This window comes from Paracholeplasma morum, assembly GCF_016907055.1.
GTDB lineage: Bacteria > Bacillota_I > Bacilli_A > Acholeplasmatales > UBA5453 > Paracholeplasma > Paracholeplasma morum.
In genome coordinates this window covers 15,978-35,388 of the sequence record NZ_JAFBBG010000009.1, presented here as the reverse complement: position 1 = coordinate 35,388, position 19,411 = coordinate 15,978, and the positions used below count along the sequence as shown (strand labels likewise).

Here is a 19,411-nt window from a genome sequence, read left to right as displayed (position 1 = left end):
GAAATTTTGGACATTTTTTTCGCGAACTCGAGGTTCAAAGGCCCGCACGTCCTTCCTTTCAAACTTTCTTTTCTATATGCCTATAAAAAAGAAAAGCCAAGAGTCATCTCTCTTAGCTCGTAGTAAATCATAGGAAGGCGTAGACTATCATAAATACTCAAAGGTATACTAGTTTTTACGAACTCGAAGTTCAAATTGTTTAACTACGCCTTCGCCCTCATTTTACTACCAATTATATAAAAATAAAAGACTAAGAGAATAACTCCTAGTCTTAGTATACGAAAAGCCCGAAACGGGCTCTCATTATTGCGTTTTAACTTTAAGTACGAGTGATTCGTACGGTCTAAGCGTTAATGACTCGAGATTAACGTCTTCGGATTCATAGTTAGAAAGTAATACTTCTTCTACACTAAATCCATCCACTGAAACTGTCTTTGTTATGTCAAAGAAGTTTGTAATAACTAAAATCGTGTCTTTGTTCTTTCGAACATAGCCATAAATTTCTTCATCGTCTCTTAAGACTTGTTTATAAGTCCCGTAGACAAAAGTATCTTTATAGGAACTGTGTTTACGAAGGTTCAAGACTTTCTTGTAATAATGCCATAATGAGTTTGGATCCTTCATTTCATCCTCTACATTAATCGTTGGGTAGTTTGGGTTAACATGGAACCAAGGCACAACGTTAGAAAATCCGCCATATGGTGCATTTTTCCATTGAACTGGAGTTCTCGCATTGTCTCTACTTCTATGAGCAGTGAATCCAATGTATCTATCTTTATCTTCATTACCTTCCACACAAACTAAATGATAACTATTTTTTACAGATACATCGTTGAAATCCTCGATCGTTTTAAATGGATAATTGGTCATGCCGATTTCTTCACCTTGATAGATGAATGGGGTACCCCACATGAAATAAAGTGCTGTGGCTAGCATGCTACCGGATAACACACGCTTCTCAACATTGCCATATTGGCTCATTACGCGTGGTTGGTCATGGTTTAACCAATATATTGGATTCCAAGCTTTTCCGTAAAGGTTAGTTTGCCATTTTTCAAACATGTCTTTTAAGTGTGGTAAGTTGGTCACTACTTTTTCATTTGGATCTCTTAAATTCCAAACGTTATTACACCAGTTATGGTCGAAGTTAAATACCATGTTTAACTCATCGCGGTTTAAACCAGCATAGTCAATAGCTTCCATAGGTAATGCACCACCACCAACTTCCCCAACGGTCATGACATCGTAATCCTTTAGTACAGCTTGATTAAACTCTTTTAAGTAATCATGAAGTTCTGGTAGGTTCGAAAATTTACGCCAGTCTGGTTTGTATTTGTCGTTTGACTCCATGGTCGAATCTTCGAATGTCTTTGATCTAGCAATATGGGCTACGGCATCGACTCTAAATCCGTCAATCCCCAAATCAAGCCAGAACTTAGCCATATCAAACATGCTTTTTCTCACATTCGGATTCGCCCAGTTTAAATCAGGCATTTTTTTAGAGAAAATCTTCATGTAATATTCGCCAGTGATTTCGTCTTTTTGCCAACAGGATCCACCAAAGAATGAAGCCCAGTTAGTAGGTTCTACTTCCTTCCCATCGACGATTTTGCCTTTTTGCCAAATATAATAATCTCTATACGGATTGTCTACAGATTTTCTAGATTCCATAAACCACTCGTGTTCATCAGAGGTTTGATTCATAACCAAATCGGCAATAATGCGAATGCCTCTTTTTTTAGCTTCACTTATTAATCTTTTCGCATCATCCATTGTGCCATAGTCTGGACTAATGTCATAAAAATCGGATACGTCATATCCGTTATCATCCATAGGTGATTTATAAAATGGACAAATCCATAACAAATCGACCCCTAAATCTTTTAAATAATCTAATTTTTCGATGATACCATTGATATCACCAATGCCATCGCCATTCGAATCGTAAAAACTTCTTAAGTAAATCTGATACCCAATGGCTTCTTTCCACCATTTGCGTTCCAAAAATGACATGTAATCACTCCTTATCAACTATGTTTATGATACCATAACTTAAAAGTAAAGTGGCAGGTTATCGAGTTGTAATCCGTTACATTTAATATTGCGATGAAAGCGCTATATATTTTTAGTATAATGATATTGAATGCTACGAAAGGAGCACAATAAAAATGAACAAACATGCCTTACTACACAAGTCTAAATCAGAAATGGCCTATGCCTATGATAAAAATACCTTACATATCTGGTTAAGAACACAAGCAAATGACTTTAAATCAGTGAAACTTCTTTATGGGGATCCCTTCAGATATGAACCCGTTGATGATGATCATATCCACTGGGTTTGGGTCCAAGAAAATGCCAATGATGAAGAAATGGTTAAGCGTTTCACTGATAAAGAATATGACTACTACTTCTTAAGCATCAAGCCAGAACACTTAAGGGTTAAGTATGCTTTCTTACTAGATGAAAGATACCTTTATGGGGTTAGAGAAATCTACGATCTAAAAGATGGTGATGCCACGAAAAAGTTCAATCTTTTTAATTACTTTAACTACCCATTCTTAAATGAAGCAGATATTATTAGTATCCCTAGTTGGGTAAAAGATACCGTGTGGTATGAAATATTCCCTGAACGTTTCAGACGTGGGAAAAACTCTGTTAATCCAGTGACGAACGCTTGGGGCGTTCCAAGTGAAAATGTCACAAACCATATGTTTTTCGGTGGAGACATTCCTGGGATTATTGAATCCCTAGATTACATAAAAGATCTAGGTATCACTGGAATCTATTTCACACCGTTATTCGAAAGTCCAAGTGCCCATAAGTACGATACCACAAACTATTTTAAGATTGATCCTGCCTTCGGAACCAATGAAGACTTTAAAGTACTGGTTCAGGAATCTCACAAACGTGGAATTAAAGTGGTCTTAGATGCAGTATTCAACCACTGTGGTTATGACCATCCATTTTTCCAAGATGTTGTAAAACATGGTAAAGCCTCTAAATACTACAACAGTTTCTTCGTTAAAGATGAACCCATGTTAAACTTCAAATTGAACGAACATGGTAAGCCAATATACTCAAGAGGCCTAATTCCTAATTATCACACCTTCGCATTTACACCATATATGCCTAAGTGGAATACTGAAGACCCACTTGCAAGACAACACTTACTAGAGGTTGCAGAATATTGGATTAAAGAGTACGACATCGATGGTTGGCGATTAGACGTATCTAACGAAGTCTCTCATGACTTTTGGAAAGCATTCAGACAGACGGTAAAAAAGGCTAAAAAAGATGCCTTTATCTTTGGTGAAAACTGGGATTATTCCATGCCGTGGTTAGGTGGAGACCAAATTGATACAGTGATGAACTATGAACTTGTTTATTTAATTTGGCAGTTCTTCGGACATGATCCAAACATCCCAACGATTGAAGCCAGTGAACTAGTAAGACTTTCAAATAAGCTTCTCGCTTCTTACCCACAACAAATCACCGAAAACATGTTTAACTTAGTGGATTCACATGATACGGCAAGAATCCTTGATCGTTCTTTAGAAAACCGTGACTTAGCTTTCTTGACGTATTTGTTTATGTTTAGCTTCCCTGGAACCCCAACCATTTACTATGGAGGAGAAATCGGAATCACAGGCAAACATGACCCTGACAATAGACGTTGCATGATTTGGGATGAGTCTAAACAAGACTTAGCCTTTAAAGACAGAATCAAAACGTTAATCTCATGGCGTAAAACCCATGAAGCATTTAAGTCTTCAGATTTAAGATGGATCCATCACGATGATTCAAAACGTGTGATTGTATATGAAAAGTTAGCTGGTGAAACATTTGTTTTCCTTATCAATTCTAGCAATCAAGATCAAACTATTTCCATAAAGGGATTAGAGGGTATCAACCTAGAGACTAATGAGTCTATCAAAGACACATTCACTCTAAGCCCTTATGGCTATATCATTCTAAAGAAATAATCCAAACCCAAGCGATAACCATCTCTTTATGAGGTGGTTTTTCGTTAAAAAAGACCTTATCAACAGGTGATAAGGTCTATTCTCATAGTATTTTTTTAATATCTAGTGGGTTTGATACAATAAACTCAGGTTTTAAAGGTGCGATTTCTTTCATGTCTCTAAATCCCCACAGACATGCAATGACATCCACATTCGCATTCTTACCCGTCATAATATCTACTTCTGAATCACCAATTAATATGGTATTTTCCCTTGTGGCATTGAGTTCTTTTAATACCAATTCAATCATTCTTGGGTCTGGCTTTTTAATCTGATCGGCTTTGACACCTACAGAAAGTTCAAACAGGTTAGGAAACAAAAGATCAACCAATGCCTTGACTGCAGCATCCTGCTTATTAGATATAACTGCCATTTGGTAACCTTTGGAACTTAAATAACTAAGAAGTTCAAGAATCCCATTATAAGGCTTCGTGTATACCATACTATGTGCCTGATAGTATGCGTCATAATAATCATAGACTTCTTTAAGTGCTTCTTTAGTTAAAGCTTCACCGTAAGATAGTTCGATTAGTTTCATCGCACCATTTCCAAGAAAAGATCTGACTTCTTGTTCAGTTCTATGTGGTCTATTATAGTGTGTTAACATGTAATTCACCGCGATGGTAAGGTCCTTTAATGTGTCTAATAAGGTACCATCTAAATCAAAGAGTATGGTTTTTTTCAAAATCTCTCCCCCTTTTTATCAGTTTTTCATAGATTGGCATCATTTCAGGTTCACTTACAAAGGAAGTGATTTCTTCAATCGGAATCCACTTACAGCCATTGGTTTCTTCTTCATTTACACTTAATGTATCTAGTTCATCCGCAATCAATAAGTAAGAAGCATTCAAATGTAAATGGGAAGAGATGGCTTGGTTCTTCTTAACATGAAACCATACAGGTAGTACCTCTATGCTCATCGGTTCTTCTGTTAAAAACTTAAAGTTTTCTAGCCCGGTTTCTTCCTTAGCTTCCTTTAAGGCAACTGCTTTAAAATCCTTGTTGCCATCAAGATGTCCACCAGTCCATCCCCATGAATCATATAGCTTGTGATAGATCATCAACGTCTTAGAAAAGTCTTTGTTGAAAATCATCGCTGATGCAGAAAAATGCATCATATAGTGTCTTTCATAAAGTAAGTCACCATAATGTTTAATTGCATCTTTAATGTAGATTAAGTCTTGTACTTCAAATGGATCTTTTGGGTTATAAATATCAAATAGTGTCATATACTCACCGTTCTTTCAGTTAATTTCTATTATACTCTAACTCTTCTAAACTATCTACAACCCTTTTTTTAGATTTGTTCACTAAAAGGCTTGTTTTATAAAAAAAAGTGTGTTATCATAACAATGCTTTGAAAAAAAGATGCATCCGTAGCTCAGTCGGTAGAGCAACTGACTCTTAATCAGTGGGTCCACGGTTCGAGCCCGTGCGGGTGTACCATTTTAAAACAAATCGGCTTGATTAAGCCGTTTTTTTTTATACATTAACACCTTTTTTAGTTATAACCAAATTGATCTTTTGTCACTAAAATATACTTATAACCCATATTACACAAATATATTTATTTATTTTTCAACATTTTATTGTTTACTTATCACAATGAAGTGGTAAAATAATAACAAATACATACTAGTTCTGTTCAATTATCCAAACATGGGAAATGTTTAATAAATACTTTTAGTAAAATTCATATTGTTGATTCAGGTCAAACATAGAGGGGAATGTTTGACTTATCTAAGACTTTTATTCTGTAGATAAGTAATATTCTCTTTTTTTGATTATTACTTGATACACTTTTATAACAGTAGTTGACATAAAGAATGAATCAAATCAAAAAGGGAAAGGTGATAGAAATGATTTTGATTAAGGTAGTTTGCGTTTTGAATGCAGCTGAAAAAAGGAGATTAATCTCGAAAATAGGAGAAATTGCTGTTTCCAGAAATAAACTTTCTTCTTCTTGTATCAAGAATGATATGTATAAAAATGGTCTAACTTATCTTAAAAAAAGATGGCATTTGAGCACCCGTTCAATTAGGAACTCAATCTCTTTTCCTAGGGTTCTCGGAAATAATTATCGAATTGATAAGAAGGACCATATTTGGTTTTTTCAGAGACTCGTTGATTTCTCTCTTAGTTTACGAGATGAAAACATGGATCTAATCCTAAGAGACTATATAAAAGAGGGTATAATCTATAATGTTTATCGCTGTGAATACCATTCTGTTAGTATTGAGCATAGTGGCCTTAAACAATACGTAGAAAATACCCCGATACCGCAGAGAACCAAGGATAGATACCAAGTAATTTACTCGTTGTTATCTCGTATGAACGTTTTGAATAATGCATTTAGAGGAAGGCTAAACCATGAGTCTATTAAAGAAAGCCTACAATAATAAATTCATCGAGAGCATTACTTATTCTTTATTAGTCATTCTCTTCAATGAACTACTCTCAGGTATCTCTAGGAAATGGATGAAATACACTCTATTGTTTTTGATAATGTTCACAGTTATATTGACGTGCGAATACATACGAATGAAACTGGAAAATATACTAAAATCTCCTAAATTGTCAGATGATCAAAAAAGATCCATTTTTCTTGCCTGGAGGGATGATTTTTCTTCGATGTTGGTACTTGATGTTTCAAATATAACCAAAGAACAAATTAATGGTTTCAGTAAAAGCACCTCAACACTAATCCATATTCTAATCGATGGTTCTGAAAAAAATACATTTGTATTGAACTTCGGAAAAAATGAATTTGAAACCGTCGTGAGAAAACTAGAAACTTATGGAGCTTTAAACATTGAGTATATTGGCGAGATTAAATCACTCATTAGTTTGATTGAAATCGTAATGATTCGCTTACTATAAATCTTGTTCATCTTATAAAAGAAAAAGGCTATTGATTTAGCCTTTTATTGTATAAACGTATTATGGAAAGATAAAACTCTAAATCCTTGGTGATAAGTAGTCAAATCCTCTACAGGTTTTGTTAGTTCATCAATCGTTTTGTTTTCCCAGATTAAATGAACGAATTCAGGACGATCAATGTATGGGTTTCTATTGCCCTGTGCCCCATATATCACTTGGTTACGGTTCTTCTCAAACTCATCAACTGGATCTTCTTTATGCCATTCTAATAAGAGCGATAATTTACCCATGGTAACCATACTCATCGAATAGGTTTCGCCTTCATCAATGTTAGTATCTGAAAGGTTTAAATGATCATACATCGTTACCATGTAAAATAATATACGTGCAACATCTCCTTTATGGTCATCACCAGGATAGAAACCCTCGCCTGTTTTGACTCCAGAACCAGAACCTTCAACATAATATAGGTTACTTCTTACGCTATTAATACGGTCTTCAATTACTCTTAAGTTATGTAAGTCAGTCCCAATATTCTTGGTAGACTCAGAGACCCTAGGAATACCTAAGCGTGAATTTGGCCAGACGTGTTCGCGGTTCCAAACATTACCATTCCAAACGTTATCGATTAATGTACTGTCATAAATCCCTAATAACTTATTTGGATTATTTGGATCTAAATCAGATTCTAATAAAACTGTTTTTGCGTCTTGATAGCTTCTTGGGGTGAAATTATCATTTAGAATGTCATTAAGTTCTTCTTTTAATGATACCCCTATTAGGTTTTGTGTGGTTTGATAGTACCCATCACTTGTGGTTTGATAATAATAAAACCCTTCACTGTTTTGTTCACTACTATACGAATTTTGATCCGTTTGGTTTAATGAATCATAATACAAGTAAATTCCCACAGCTAACACAATAACGATTAATAAAACATTAATCCATTTGTGTTTTTTTCTTGCTTTATTGACTTTCTTCTTAACGTGTTTAGTAAGTTTTTTTGTTGGCATAATATACTCCTAATTTTTAATGATGATTAATGGTACAAGCATTTCTTTTTTGGACAATCCCGCATGATGGGCTTTAAAACAGTTCTCTTCTGTTCTGGTAAAGAAATATCTCTTTTTTGTGATGGCCATATAGTCTCCAATGAAATCATCCAATAACGGATGTTTTTCACCGTATCCCAGTAAACCTGTTTTGTAAATATCTTGTTTCCTATATAGTTTGAATTTACTTCCGAAGTGTTTCTTAAACCTTTTTTTAAACGTTTCTTGAACCCCATCTTTAAGAAAGAAAGCCGTTGAGCGTGGTTCAATCGATGGCATTCTTTTTAGAAGTTCAAGTAAGTCTTTTTGATCATAAAGAGGCACTGGTTCAACATCGATTAATCCGTGGTCGGCAATGATAATAAGAATACTATCCTTTGAGAGAATCTCTTTAAGTCTTAAAATCTCAGTCTCTAAAGACAATAATAATGACTTAACGGTATCATTTCTAACCCCATATTCATGAATGGTTGAATCAGGTTCAGTATGATAAGTATAACTAAATGATGATTCTTCTTTGTTTAATGAGATTAACGCATCTACTTGTGCTTGAAAAGATGGATATCCACCTACTGCAAAAGATGGCATTAACTGTTTGGTAATGAGCGTAGGATTCACTTGCTTTATTTTATCAAGAATGGTTTCAAAGGCTAAATGCTTTTCTCTAAAGTTTTCTTTTAGAGGTAAGGATTCATTATCCGCATTTTCATTGGTGAAAACCGTCACGTTTGTCGCTTCAAAACGGCTATATTGTGTCCAACCAACATGGCCGTGAACGTAGGGGGCGACCCCCGATAAAACAGAGGTGGTTGCAGCTACCGTTGTTGGTGGGTAAACAGAGGTTAGTATCTGTTTAACATTTTGTCTAAGTATGCTTTTTTTATCAATATTTTTTAAGATGTTCATGCCCATGCCATCTAGTAACATAAGCATAATGTGTTTCTTTCCAATTAACTGTTTGGATAAGTCTTTTAGAACTGGATAATCATGCTTAACCCCATAGTGAGCTAGGATGGTATTAGAAACATTCAAAATCGATTTTTTATAGTTTGGTTTCATATTGACTTCCTCATTGATCTATTTACACAATTAAAAAAATAATCCGTGAAGGATTATTTATTTACACTGTATTTAAGTGTTAGATAGTTTTGTTCAAATGCTTCAGGGTATGGATAGGCAACTTCGCGCATTTTCTTGAAAAGTACGTAAACTAAGTTACGATCTTTATCAATGCGGGTAACCACGCCTAATTCCTTTTCGCCGATGACAACGACTTTTTCCCCTATAATTCTAGTTTCATTTCCCCACGACATAATGATACCTTCCTTCAAATATAATTATAACACAGATTTACTATTTGTAAGGTCTTAATTACGGATAAAAGTGCTTACAGTGTACTTATATGGTACTTACACGGTATGAATTCGTGTTTTATAGAGTTTAAAGAACATCGTAGAAATGATAATTATGACTGAGATATAGACTATAAGGCTAATAGAATCAATCGATGTTTGGTTCTTTAAGATGACAACAGGGTCAGCGAATGTAAATGGTGAAGCGTATTTTAAACCTTTGATGATGTCATTGTCTGTTAAAGATGAGACAAAGGTTAAAACGTAAAGGGGTAGCGGCAAAATGATTGAAGTCATTACTTTTGAAGTACTCTTTAGAAGTAAACACATGCCAAACCCTAAATAGGCAAATACGACTAATAAAAGCGTGTCGATCAAATGAAAATAAATATAATCTAGGTGGTTAACGTTCTCTTTAATAATCGCGAAACCAAGTAATCCAAAAAGATACTGGACAATAGAGAATAAAATAATCAATGTCACCATTAAGAGTTGTTTAGAAATATAAAATGTGCGTTTTGGCGTGCCTTGTACATAAAGAACTTCTGCTGTTTTTTCTGATTCGAAGAGGTTTATCATCGTAAACCCTAGCATTGCAGCATAGATGCTACCAAATAATTGTGTCATCATCGCACCTTCAGTTGCATAATACTCAAGCGCATTGGATGGGATCCCTCCGAACTGTTCCATAATCGCCATGACTTCTGGTGGCATCACAGTATACATATCTTTGACATACGGGTATAATACAACAACCACAAGCGTCATTAAGGCGACAGATACTGACCAAACGAGGTTTCCTTTTAACTGTCTTTTAAAAAGCATATTATATAGTGTTCTCATATTATTCACCGTAGTAATCCATAAATAGTTCTTCAAGATGTGGTTTTTCAATCAGTAAGTCTTTAAGCGGATACTTAGATAGCTTAACCAGTAGTGATTGGATATCCCCTCTGTACATATAAAAGGCACCATTTGGTTTATTGACCACTTCTAGTCCAGGTAAACTTAAATGAATCATTGGGTTAAGCGTAACTTTAACATACATTTTTGCTTTGATGGTTTTCATTTCTTCAGAGAATAAAATCTGTCCTTCTTTAATTAAAGTAACACGATCACACACTTTTTCTACTTCCGACAAAACATGTGAAGAAAGTAAAATCGTTGTGCCTCTTTCTTTTTCCTTTAAGAGTAAATCTAAGAACTTCTTTTGTAAAAGTGGATCTAGTCCAGTTGTTGGTTCATCTAAGATGAGTAAAGGGGCTCTTTTCATTAAAGTCACCACTAAAGCAACTTTCTTTTTATTCCCTAATGAGAGTTCTTTGACGCGTTTGGTTACATCTAGTTCAAAGTACGTTACAAGCTCATCAATATAGTTTTGATCAGCGTGATTCATATGTTTGAAGAATTTCAAGATGTCTTTGACATAATACTCATTGAAAAAGGTAGGTTCACTTGGTAAGTATCCAATGGCCTTGTTGACATCATATTGGTCAAAATGTGTCTCGATACCATTGATTTTAGCTGAGCCTGAGTCTCGTTCGAGAAGTCCTAAAAGAATACGAATCACTGTGGTTTTACCGGCGCCATTAGGCCCAACAAACCCCATGATTTCACCTTTTCTTACAGACATTGAAATAGACTCAACGCCTCTTTTGGTTCCATAATACTTTTTTAAATTGTTTACTTCGATGTAATCCATATCATCACACCCTTCTCATACATTGTATCAAAAAAATCAATTTTTATAAATAGCATTATAAATAAACTTTTAAATAAGGAAAAAAGATTAAAAAAGACCTGTTTCTATAGGTCTTATGTTAGTTATTTCTTTAGTTTTTCTTAACCCATGGAATAAACTTTGACGTCTCTTTCATGTAAGTTCTGTATTCAGGTCTTGTTTTTAGAATCTTCGTTTCCATCATCGGAATGGAAATAACTAAAAATAGTAAAGTCATTACGATTGGGGCCATAATCAAGTAATCCAGTTTTTGACTAACGGATAGATAAAAGCCATACACGCCCCACCAAACCATCACTTCACCAAAGTAATTAGGGTGTCTTGAATACTTCCATAGACCCACATCAATGACACGTTTATTAGAGTTTGAAGCCTTAAACTCACGCATTTGCTTATCTGATATAAACTGGATAAGGGTTGCGCTAATGATGATCAATCCTGAGAGGATTGAACCGATATTCAATGGTTTATTTTCGCTTATGGTTGTTACTGCTACATAAATTTGTAAGTAAACTACAAAAGTTGGCATGAGTTGAATTCCAAATAGATTAGCAAGAGGATATAACTTCTTAGTCTTACTTCTTATTAAGTCATATCGCCAGTCTTGATGGCTAAACGATGTCCAGTTGACTGCCCAGTTATAGGTAAGTCTAATAGCCCAAACCATGATGCTAATCCACAATACCCAGTTCAGTAAACTATAACTCTTTTGGGTAATCATCGCATACATAATAAGTACAGGTGGAATAACGCTCCAGTAAGGGTCATACAAACTTGCATTCTTAACAATCAAGCTACATAAGTAAATCACAAGTGTGGTGATTATATCGATAATCAATATTTTTGATAATAAGTTCACATCAAAAAAATCTCCACTAATGAGGCCAATGCTAATGCTGATTGCATATATTAGTGTAATTAAAATAAAATCTCTGCGTTTATTCATGTCATAGTCTCCTAAATGATTGATTCAATCCAAAGTAATATAGATCTAATCCAATTCGGGGTATTTTCAAGTAACAGTTTATAAACCAAAATAGGATCATATATGTAACTATCCGTTCCAGATAATGCTTGATATATACTGCCTTCTGCATACTGCTTTCCAATTGCAATCATGCCATGGGCATGATACCCAACTGCTAGGTACTTCCCCATAGCTGCTCCACCAAAACTAAAGAGGCCAAATGATACACCACCTAAGCTTAATAATCCAAATGCTACACCGCCTAGTGAAATCCCTCCCAATGATATTGCGCCTAAGGCCAGCAAGCCAAGTGAAAAGGAGCCTATAGACAAAAGTCCGATTGATAAAACGCCAAATGATAATAATCCTCTAGCTACCAAACCAATGGCTATTACCCCTCTGGCTTCCATACCAATCGCAATTATCCCTCTTGCCTTAGTTTTATTACCTAAGTTAATATGGACAAGTGGTCTTCCTAAAAAGGTTCTTTTACTCTTATATTCTTTTATAATCACGGGTTCATGTCTTTTTTTCTTGATACTACCAGGGAAGAAATTATCAACCATGATATTATAGGTTCTAGCCAAAATCAATAAGTCATCCGCCGATGGTTGTTCGATATCAGACTCGTAATTCATGATTGTTTCAAGACTTACCCCTAATATATCTGCGATATCTAGTTGTGAATAATCATAAAGGACGCGGTAATACTGTAGTTTTTCTCCAGTTGTCATAAACCCTCCTAGTGATGTCTTCTTTGGTAAGCCTCGTGTATTTTATTTGCGATAGACTCCAAAGAGACTACTTCATTATAGATATGTAAATCAATTCTCATAAAATGCTTTAAATCAAAGGTTTCTCTGTCACCTTCAATGCGTTTTTGAATCATAAGTGGGTCATCGTTACGTTCTTCCATTCGTCTTTTTCTTAAAGCTTCACTGGCTTCAATGTAGACTACGAACACATCAGATCCACATTCTACAAGTTTATTTGCCCCATTAGGGTCAACAATGACTAGCCCATTTTCATTAACATCCTTTTTTTGAATGCCATAATAATGGTTTTGATAAGAAGTCACTTCGTAAAATGCGCCTTCAGAGATTTTAGTTTCAAATACTTCTTTGGTTAAAAAATGATAATCAACGCCTTGTTGTTCGTTATCACGCATAACACGAGTGGTGGTTGTAATACATTTTTTATAGCCATACTCTTTAAATAATATTTTTGATAATTCAGTTTTTCCACTGGCACTCGCGCCAACCAATACGATCATAATAGACACCTCGTTTCGATTATAACATGAACTGATTTCTTTTTGACCCCCAAAGATGGGCTTTAGAGTGTAAAAATAGTCAGTGATGTGATATTCTAAAAGTGGTGATACTATGCGATTATTTATAGGATTGGATTTGCCTTACACAATTAAAGAAAAACTCAATTCAGTTAGTCTATATTTAGTCTCACTAATGAAAGACAAAGAGCTCCCTTTGATTGACAATTATCATATTACATTAGAGTTTATTGGTGAGTCATTAGACCCAAATTACTATATTGAAGTACTAAAGATGCTTTCCATTAAACCCTTTAGAGTCAAAATCACCGACTTATCTGCCTTCGACAAGAAAAACCGTAAGGTCATTCATTTTAGAGTTGAATCGGATGAACTATACAATCTTCAAAAAGAAGTATACTTTAAGTTACATGGCACGTCCAATGAGTCCTATACCCCACATATTACTTTAATAAGAAATGCATTTTATAAAGACCCACTACCCATTATCACTTTAGATGAGGAAATAGAAATCAATCATATTGAACTTTTTGAGTCCAAAAGGGTAGATGGTATCTTGAAATATGAAGTAATATACTCGCACAAATTAAAAGAAATCCGCTAAAAATAGCGGATTTCTTTTACTTGTATAAGGATTTTTGAATTTCTTTTGTACGAGGATGAGATAAATACTCATCTAATGTTCCATTAAACTGATAAGCCCCTAAATCACCAATCTCGATGATTTTATTACATACCGTGTCAATAAGTTTATGGTCATGTGTGAATAAAATGATTGCGCCATCAAAAGCTTGTAACCCGTTATTGACGGATTGAATGGCTTCTAAGTCTAAGTGAATGGTTGGTGAGTCAATTAATAATGTATTCGCACTACTCAACATTAGTTTCGAATAAAGTAAACGCATCTTCTCGCCACCAGATAAGTATTTAACATCTTTAAGTGGTTGATCGCCAGAGAATAACATTCTACCTAAGAATCCTCTAATATAAGATTCTGCTTGATCTTTCGTTGAATACTGTCTTAACCAGTCAATCAAGTTCATGTCTGAACCTTCAAAGTATCTGTCGATATCCGATGAGAAATAATTGGTTGAAGCCGTTTGTCCCCATTTGATTCTGCCGTCAAGTGGTTCTTTTTCACCTGCTAGAACAGCAAGCAAGTATTGTTTAAGTAAGTCATTTTTACCAATTAATGCGACTTTTTCACCGCGATTGATCGTGAATGATACATTTTTAAACCCGATTTGATCATCTACTTGAAAAGCAAGGTTTTCTACTTCTAAGACATCTTTACCTAGTGGTTTTTCGATATCAAAACCAATGAATGGGTATTTCCTTAATGAAGGAACGATGTTCTCAAGTTCAATCTTTTCTAAGGATTTCTTTCTAGAAGTAGCTTGTCTACTCTTAGATAAGTTCGCACTAAATCTCGCAATGAAGGCTTTTAATTCCTCCATACGTTCTTCTTTTTTCTTGTTGCGGTCATTCATGAGTTTTTGAATGAGCGCACTAGATTCTAACCAGAAATCATAGTTTCCTGGGAATAGTTTAGCCTGATAGTAGTCGATGTCTACCATGTGTGTACAGACGTTATTTAAGAAATGTCTGTCATGGGATACTGTTATAACGGTGTTATCATAGTCGATTAAGAAGTCTTCTAACCAACGGATGGCCTCATAGTCAAGGTTATTGGTTGGTTCATCTAGTAAGAGTATATCCGGATTGCCAAAAAGCGCTTGAGCTAAAAGGATTTTAACCTTTTCTTTTGGAACGATGTCTTTCATAGACATATAGAAGTTTTCTTTTGGAACGTTTAAGCCGTTTAACAACTTTTCAGCATTGTATTCTGCTTCCCATCCATCAAGTTCAGCAAACTCAACTTCTAAATCAGCCAACTCGTAGCCTTCTTTTTCGGTAAGGTCTGTTTTCGCATAATAGACTTCTTTTTCTTTTAGAACTTCAAAAAGACGCTTATGACCCATAATCACTGTTTCTACAGCTGTATAATCGTCAAAGGCGTTTTGATCTTGTTTTAATGTAGCGATACGTTTGTTTTTTTCGACAATGATATCGCCTTTGGTTGGTTCTTTCTCAAAAGACAATAACTTTAAGAATGTGGATTTACCTGCTCCATTCGCACCGATGATGCCATAGCAGTTTCCTTTTGTGAATTTTATGTTAACATCTTCAAACAATTTTTTGTCTGAAAACACTAAACTGACATTGGATACATGAATCAATCTAAAAACCTACTTTCTAATGCAACTTTATATAGTTTAAGAGATTCTACTTGATTTGTCAATTTGATAACGCTATTAAAGATTTAATCCCACTATTTTACAAGATAGCAGGATTCTTCATTATAGATATGCTTTGATTTTCTTAATTTCTTTGGCTGGGTCTAAATAATAGTTTGAATGGAACACATGATAGATTTGCCAACCTCTAGACTTCAAGTATTTATCTTGATGAATGAGTTCTAGTCTTGCGTTGATTGGCGTGTCCATATTACATAAAATACCGAGTTTAAATGTCTCTGTCTTCGAATCAAATAATGCAATATCAATGCTAAATCCACCGATACCAAAGTTGGTTTTAATCTCATAACCTAGTTTATCGAGTTTCTGACAAATGTCTTTGACCATTTGAGTTTGATAGTTTTGATCACTAACAGAGGCTTTTTCACCAAGGCTTAATAAGACCTGTCTTGCCATATCTAGATTCTCACTAGAAACATAGTAACAATACCTCATAAAGTCTTTTAGAAGTTTTGGACCAACCCCAGATAAATCATCGACTCTAAAGGATTCTGGATAAAGTGATGAAACGAAGTAAATCTTCTTCTTGGCTCTTGTAATCGCAACATTCAGTCTGTTTTGACCACCATCGTGGTTTAGCCAACCAAATCGTCTTTTTAACACCCCTGTTGAATCGTTAGCATATCCCATTGAGAATATGATGATGTCTCTTTCATCGCCTTGAACGTTTTCAATATTCTTAACAAATAAAGAGTGGTCGCCATCACTGGTAACTTTATAAAGTTCCTCTTCTAAGGATTTTTGGAATACCCCTTTTTGATAACTCACTTCATCGAGCAAGTTAAGTATCGTATCTCTTTGAGTACTATTAAACGTAATGATTCCCACGGATTCACTAGGATCTTTTTCTTTAAGTATTTTCTTTAATAGCTTAACCACCGCTTCAGCCTCAGGAATATTTCGCTTTTGGTCATAGGTTCCCTCTTTTACATACACATATTCAATGGGTGGCGTTAACGGTTTGGATACGTTTGGTGAAACGACTAGTTTTCCATCGTAAAACGCATAGTTTGAAAATGCGATTAATTCTTCATACCTACTTCGGTAGTGATAGTTTAAAAGGGTTTCTTTATAACGGTATCTCGCAAGGTCTAGTAGACTCTTGGCATCTAAGTTTAAGTCACTTTCGATTAAATCTGTCAGTTCTTCCTCTTCAATTCGACCTACCCCTAAAGCAGATGGTCTTAGTTGTTTAGGATCGCCTGCAATAACTACTTTTTTCGCTCTATAGATTGCTGGTATTCCCTTTTCAACATAAAGCTGGGATGCTTCATCGAATATCACCAAATCAAACATTTGTGTTTCAAGTGGCAGTACCGCACTAATTGATTCTGGTGTCATTAAGAAGATTTTGACGTTACTGATAACCTCTAAATAAAAGTGGTCGAAAAAGGCTTTAATACTCGGTTTTCTGTCAGATTCTAACACGCGTTTGATGTCCATAATTCGCTTGGTGTTAGATAAGTTTAAAGCATTTTGGAAAAGCATCATTTCAAATGATTCTTCACTAATTTGACGTTTATGGTTCATTTGCTCATTGATCTTATCTGAGTACTTTTCATAGTCTTCTAATATGTATAAGTACTTTTGATGTTTCGCAATAAAGTTTTCGATGAAACCTGTATAGTATCCATCAAACAAGTAACTTCTTAACTTGTAGTTCTCTTCTTTTAATACGGGTTCGATAATGAATAAATCAATATAAGAAATTGCAAGTTTATTGAGAGCTAGGTAGTTTGTTTTGGTTTTGTCCAATCTAGTGAGTTCCTTATTTAAGTACTCTTTAAAGGCTTCATTAAAGAACAACGTTCTTAATAGATTCTTATGAATGCTCTTTTTGGTTGTAAGAAAGTTAAGGGTATTCTCATGTGCCTGATAATAACGTTTTAGGGTACTTCTTTTTCCAAAGAACCCTTTTTTGAGATAACTTGAGCGGTAATGCTCAAGTTCTACTAAAAACTCGTTAAACGCAAGTCTGCCACTTCTTGACACCTTCGTTTCAATGCGTTTGAACCATGGGTATTTCTCTATATAGGTCTGATAATCGATAAATTTTAAGAGTTTATCATCTTTATCAAATGTAGTTTCTAGATACTTGATATGGGCAAAGGTTGGTTTACGAAGTTTAAGTTCAAACAACTTCAAGACATCCTTAGGTTTAAGATACGGTTTAATATCTTTGTCTTTGAGATAACGCTCCATGATCTCAAAGACTCTTACACCTTCGATTTTTCTTCCGTAATATAATTCCAATGCTTCATCTAAGGTATCTGATAGTTTTTGAATGGTTTCTTCAAGTTGATAAGCATCATTATTTAATGTACGCTTTGGAGGTGTTTGGTCGAGTAATTGACCTAGTTGTTGATAAAAAGATTGCTTGTTAGTTGCGTCATCTAAGAAAAGGGCATACTTCTTTTGATTCAAAAGACGTGCATAAATGACATCCAGTGCAACTTTCTTCTCACTGACTACCAAGACATTCTCACCTTTTAAGACTGAGCTTGCAATTAAAGAGGTAATCGTTTGGCTTTTTCCCGTTCCAGGAGGCCCCCAAATCACAATCTTTTTTTCTTTATTTAACGCTTCAATGACTTTTTCTTGTGAGTAGTTTAGGTCATTGACATAGGAGATTTCCGATTCTTTTAGCCTTGTTTTGGAGACATTAACCGATAATGGTTTTTCTTTTGAAAATAGGTTTTTCTCATCGATTAGCCCTTCGAGTAAGTCATTATACTTATTTAAAGATAGAATTTTTTGCATGTCTTTTTGTATCATCGATGAATATAGCTTAAACCTTGCCATTACACAGAATGATTCATAAGTGAATGGTTTTTTCTCTTTCTTAACATTCACCATTAATGTATTTTCAAATGGGACAATCGCTTGGTTTTCAAATTTAATATCTAACCCGTATTTTGCATAATACGGTAAAAGGGTATTTTGAATCGTTGCAGACGATAAATCATCTAGATAAGGCATATCTGTATCAAGTTGACTCTTTTCAATTTTGGATAGTGTAACAAGTAGGTCTCGGTTGAATGTTATGTCTTTATCTAAGTCTTTTTCAATAGAGAAAGATTTCTTATTACGGATCAGTTTGACTGGAATGAATGCTAAAGGCGCTTTAATGAAAAAGTCTTCTTTCTTAAACGTTCCTGTTACAAATGGGTAAGCGACATATAAGTCATATACACCAGTTTCTTTATGGTCTTTGTTGGTTTCTCTATAGAGTTCTGTTAAGTGTCTAAACGATAATTCGGATAGCTTATCCAGCTTTAAAACCTTTTGATTGCTTCTTAAGAAATTAATCAAGGCTAGTTCTAATTCTAGTTTAGCTAAATCTATACCAGTTTGACGGTCTAATCTACCGACATATAAGTTCTTATTACTTCTGGATATGTTTGAAAGTCTGTCTTTATAGTGATCTAATACTTTATAAGCGTCTTTTGAAAGCTTGACCGGTTTCTCTTCTAAAAAGCGATAATCATTAATGCACTCTAAAAAAAGCTTGCCATAATGGGTTGAAAAGTCACTGTCCAAGCCACTGATGGCATCAAAATCTGTTATTTTATAGGGGTTTAAAGAAACCATTTTCTTTAAAGCCTCATCGCTACAAATGTTTTCACCTATATGGGATTCTCTAAGTGATTGTCTTAGATCTGTTAAGGCTTTTAATAATTCTTTCTCCATTTGATCCTCCTCAAAAAATATATAACTTAATGATATGATTGCAAATCATTTCCACTAATTGCCGACTACATACATTTTACCATTTATAGCCTATC

Annotated in this window: 16 protein-coding genes and 1 tRNA gene; 4 read left to right on the top strand and 13 right to left on the bottom strand. The window is 34.7% G+C overall.

What is annotated here, in order from left to right; all coding sequences use genetic code 11:
- Positions 1-303 precede the first annotated feature (303 nt).
- Positions 304-2,013: a glycoside hydrolase family 13 protein gene (locus tag JN09_RS05200; RefSeq protein ID WP_204433476.1), complete on the bottom strand. Its 1,710-nt coding sequence runs from the start codon at positions 2,011-2,013 to the stop codon at positions 304-306.
- 155 nt (positions 2,014-2,168) lie between these two features.
- Between JN09_RS05200 and JN09_RS05195 the strand changes: the two genes are divergently transcribed.
- Positions 2,169-3,986: a glycoside hydrolase family 13 protein gene (locus JN09_RS05195; RefSeq protein ID WP_204433474.1), complete on the top strand. Its 1,818-nt coding sequence runs from the start codon at positions 2,169-2,171 to the stop codon at positions 3,984-3,986.
- An 82-nt stretch (positions 3,987-4,068) separates the two neighbouring features.
- On the opposite strand, the gene JN09_RS05190 is transcribed toward JN09_RS05195, so the two are convergent.
- Together JN09_RS05190 and JN09_RS05185 are read right to left on the bottom strand one after the other, a co-directional pair.
- On the bottom strand, positions 4,069-4,710 hold the full coding sequence (locus JN09_RS05190; RefSeq protein ID WP_204433473.1) for an HAD family hydrolase: 642 nt from the start codon (positions 4,708-4,710) through the stop codon (positions 4,069-4,071).
- Positions 4,688-5,254 (bottom strand): NUDIX hydrolase, encoded by a 567-nt coding sequence (locus tag JN09_RS05185; protein WP_204433471.1) that lies wholly within the window; start codon positions 5,252-5,254, stop codon positions 4,688-4,690. The genes JN09_RS05190 and JN09_RS05185 overlap by 23 nt, the downstream gene beginning before the upstream one ends.
- A 141-nt stretch (positions 5,255-5,395) precedes the next feature.
- Between JN09_RS05185 and JN09_RS05180 the strand changes: the two genes are divergently transcribed.
- Positions 5,396-5,471: transfer RNA gene (locus JN09_RS05180), tRNA-Lys, on the top strand.
- 924 nt (positions 5,472-6,395) lie between these two features.
- Positions 6,396-6,905 carry a hypothetical protein gene (locus JN09_RS05175; protein WP_204433470.1) on the top strand — a complete coding sequence of 170 codons (510 nt, stop codon included), beginning with the start codon at positions 6,396-6,398 and terminating at the stop codon, positions 6,903-6,905.
- 44 nt (positions 6,906-6,949) lie between these two features.
- Here JN09_RS05175 and JN09_RS05170 read toward each other — a convergent pair whose 3' ends face one another.
- The 8 genes from JN09_RS05170 to JN09_RS05135 all read right to left on the bottom strand — a co-directional run bounded on the left by JN09_RS05170 (position 6,950) and on the right by JN09_RS05135 (position 13,290).
- On the bottom strand, positions 6,950-7,918 hold the full coding sequence (locus JN09_RS05170) for an endonuclease I family protein (protein ID WP_204433469.1): 969 nt from the start codon (positions 7,916-7,918) through the stop codon (positions 6,950-6,952).
- A gap of 9 nt (positions 7,919-7,927) precedes the next feature.
- Positions 7,928-9,016, bottom strand: a complete 1,089-nt coding sequence (locus JN09_RS05165; RefSeq protein WP_204433464.1) for an alkaline phosphatase family protein — start codon at positions 9,014-9,016, stop codon at positions 7,928-7,930.
- Positions 9,017-9,069: 53 nt separating this feature from the next.
- The gene (locus tag JN09_RS05160) at positions 9,070-9,270 is read right to left on the bottom strand and encodes a hypothetical protein (RefSeq protein ID WP_204433459.1); all 201 of its coding nucleotides are present in this window, start codon (positions 9,268-9,270) and stop codon (positions 9,070-9,072) included.
- A gap of 96 nt (positions 9,271-9,366) precedes the next feature.
- The gene (locus JN09_RS05155) at positions 9,367-10,152 is read right to left on the bottom strand and encodes an ABC-2 transporter permease (protein WP_204433458.1); all 786 of its coding nucleotides are present in this window, start codon (positions 10,150-10,152) and stop codon (positions 9,367-9,369) included.
- Position 10,153: 1 nt separating this feature from the next.
- The gene (locus JN09_RS05150) at positions 10,154-11,011 is read right to left on the bottom strand and encodes an ABC transporter ATP-binding protein (protein WP_204433457.1); all 858 of its coding nucleotides are present in this window, start codon (positions 11,009-11,011) and stop codon (positions 10,154-10,156) included.
- Positions 11,012-11,141: 130 nt separating this feature from the next.
- Positions 11,142-11,996, bottom strand: coding sequence for a DUF1295 domain-containing protein (locus JN09_RS05145; protein ID WP_204433455.1), 855 nt, complete (start codon positions 11,994-11,996; stop codon positions 11,142-11,144).
- Positions 11,997-12,007: 11 nt separating this feature from the next.
- Complete coding sequence (locus tag JN09_RS05140; RefSeq protein WP_204433453.1) at positions 12,008-12,751, bottom strand: helix-turn-helix transcriptional regulator; 744 nt, start codon at positions 12,749-12,751, stop codon at positions 12,008-12,010.
- Positions 12,752-12,759: 8 nt separating this feature from the next.
- Positions 12,760-13,290, bottom strand: a complete 531-nt coding sequence (locus JN09_RS05135; RefSeq protein ID WP_204433451.1) for a nucleoside/nucleotide kinase family protein — start codon at positions 13,288-13,290, stop codon at positions 12,760-12,762.
- A 112-nt stretch (positions 13,291-13,402) separates the two neighbouring features.
- Here JN09_RS05135 and thpR point away from each other — a divergent pair, with 112 nt between their 5' ends.
- Positions 13,403-13,912 carry an RNA 2',3'-cyclic phosphodiesterase gene (gene thpR, locus JN09_RS05130; protein WP_204433450.1) on the top strand — a complete coding sequence of 170 codons (510 nt, stop codon included), beginning with the start codon at positions 13,403-13,405 and terminating at the stop codon, positions 13,910-13,912.
- A gap of 16 nt (positions 13,913-13,928) precedes the next feature.
- Here the strand turns inward: thpR and JN09_RS05125 are convergent, their stop codons facing one another.
- Complete coding sequence (locus JN09_RS05125) at positions 13,929-15,548, bottom strand: ABC-F family ATP-binding cassette domain-containing protein (protein WP_204433447.1); 1,620 nt, start codon at positions 15,546-15,548, stop codon at positions 13,929-13,931.
- 120 nt (positions 15,549-15,668) lie between these two features.
- Entirely contained in the window at positions 15,669-19,316 is a 3,648-nt protein-coding gene (locus JN09_RS05120; RefSeq protein ID WP_204433439.1) for an AAA domain-containing protein, read from the bottom strand.
- Between the last annotated feature and the right edge of the window lie 95 nt (positions 19,317-19,411).

Excerpts from the sequence above, each read along its gene's own strand:
- JN09_RS05150 (WP_204433457.1), bottom strand. The coding sequence starts at position 11,011 with ATGGATTACATCGAAGTAAACAATTTAAAAAAGTATTATGGAACCAAA.
- thpR (WP_204433450.1), top strand. The coding sequence starts at position 13,403 with ATGCGATTATTTATAGGATTGGATTTGCCTTACACAATTAAAGAAAAA.
- JN09_RS05185 (WP_204433471.1), bottom strand. The coding sequence starts at position 5,254 with ATGACACTATTTGATATTTATAACCCAAAAGATCCATTTGAAGTACAA.
- JN09_RS05170 (WP_204433469.1), bottom strand. The coding sequence starts at position 7,918 with ATGCCAACAAAAAAACTTACTAAACACGTTAAGAAGAAAGTCAATAAA.
- JN09_RS05145 (WP_204433455.1), bottom strand. The coding sequence starts at position 11,996 with ATGAATAAACGCAGAGATTTTATTTTAATTACACTAATATATGCAATC.
- JN09_RS05195 (WP_204433474.1), top strand. The coding sequence starts at position 2,169 with ATGAACAAACATGCCTTACTACACAAGTCTAAATCAGAAATGGCCTAT.
- JN09_RS05175 (WP_204433470.1), top strand. The coding sequence starts at position 6,396 with ATGAGTCTATTAAAGAAAGCCTACAATAATAAATTCATCGAGAGCATT.
- JN09_RS05165 (WP_204433464.1), bottom strand. The coding sequence starts at position 9,016 with ATGAAACCAAACTATAAAAAATCGATTTTGAATGTTTCTAATACCATC.
- JN09_RS05135 (WP_204433451.1), bottom strand. The coding sequence starts at position 13,290 with ATGATCGTATTGGTTGGCGCGAGTGCCAGTGGAAAAACTGAATTATCA.
- JN09_RS05140 (WP_204433453.1), bottom strand. The coding sequence starts at position 12,751 with ATGACAACTGGAGAAAAACTACAGTATTACCGCGTCCTTTATGATTAT.
- JN09_RS05120 (WP_204433439.1), bottom strand. The coding sequence starts at position 19,316 with ATGGAGAAAGAATTATTAAAAGCCTTAACAGATCTAAGACAATCACTT.
- JN09_RS05155 (WP_204433458.1), bottom strand. The coding sequence starts at position 10,152 with ATGAGAACACTATATAATATGCTTTTTAAAAGACAGTTAAAAGGAAAC.
- JN09_RS05160 (WP_204433459.1), bottom strand. The coding sequence starts at position 9,270 with ATGTCGTGGGGAAATGAAACTAGAATTATAGGGGAAAAAGTCGTTGTC.
- JN09_RS05200 (WP_204433476.1), bottom strand. The coding sequence starts at position 2,013 with ATGTCATTTTTGGAACGCAAATGGTGGAAAGAAGCCATTGGGTATCAG.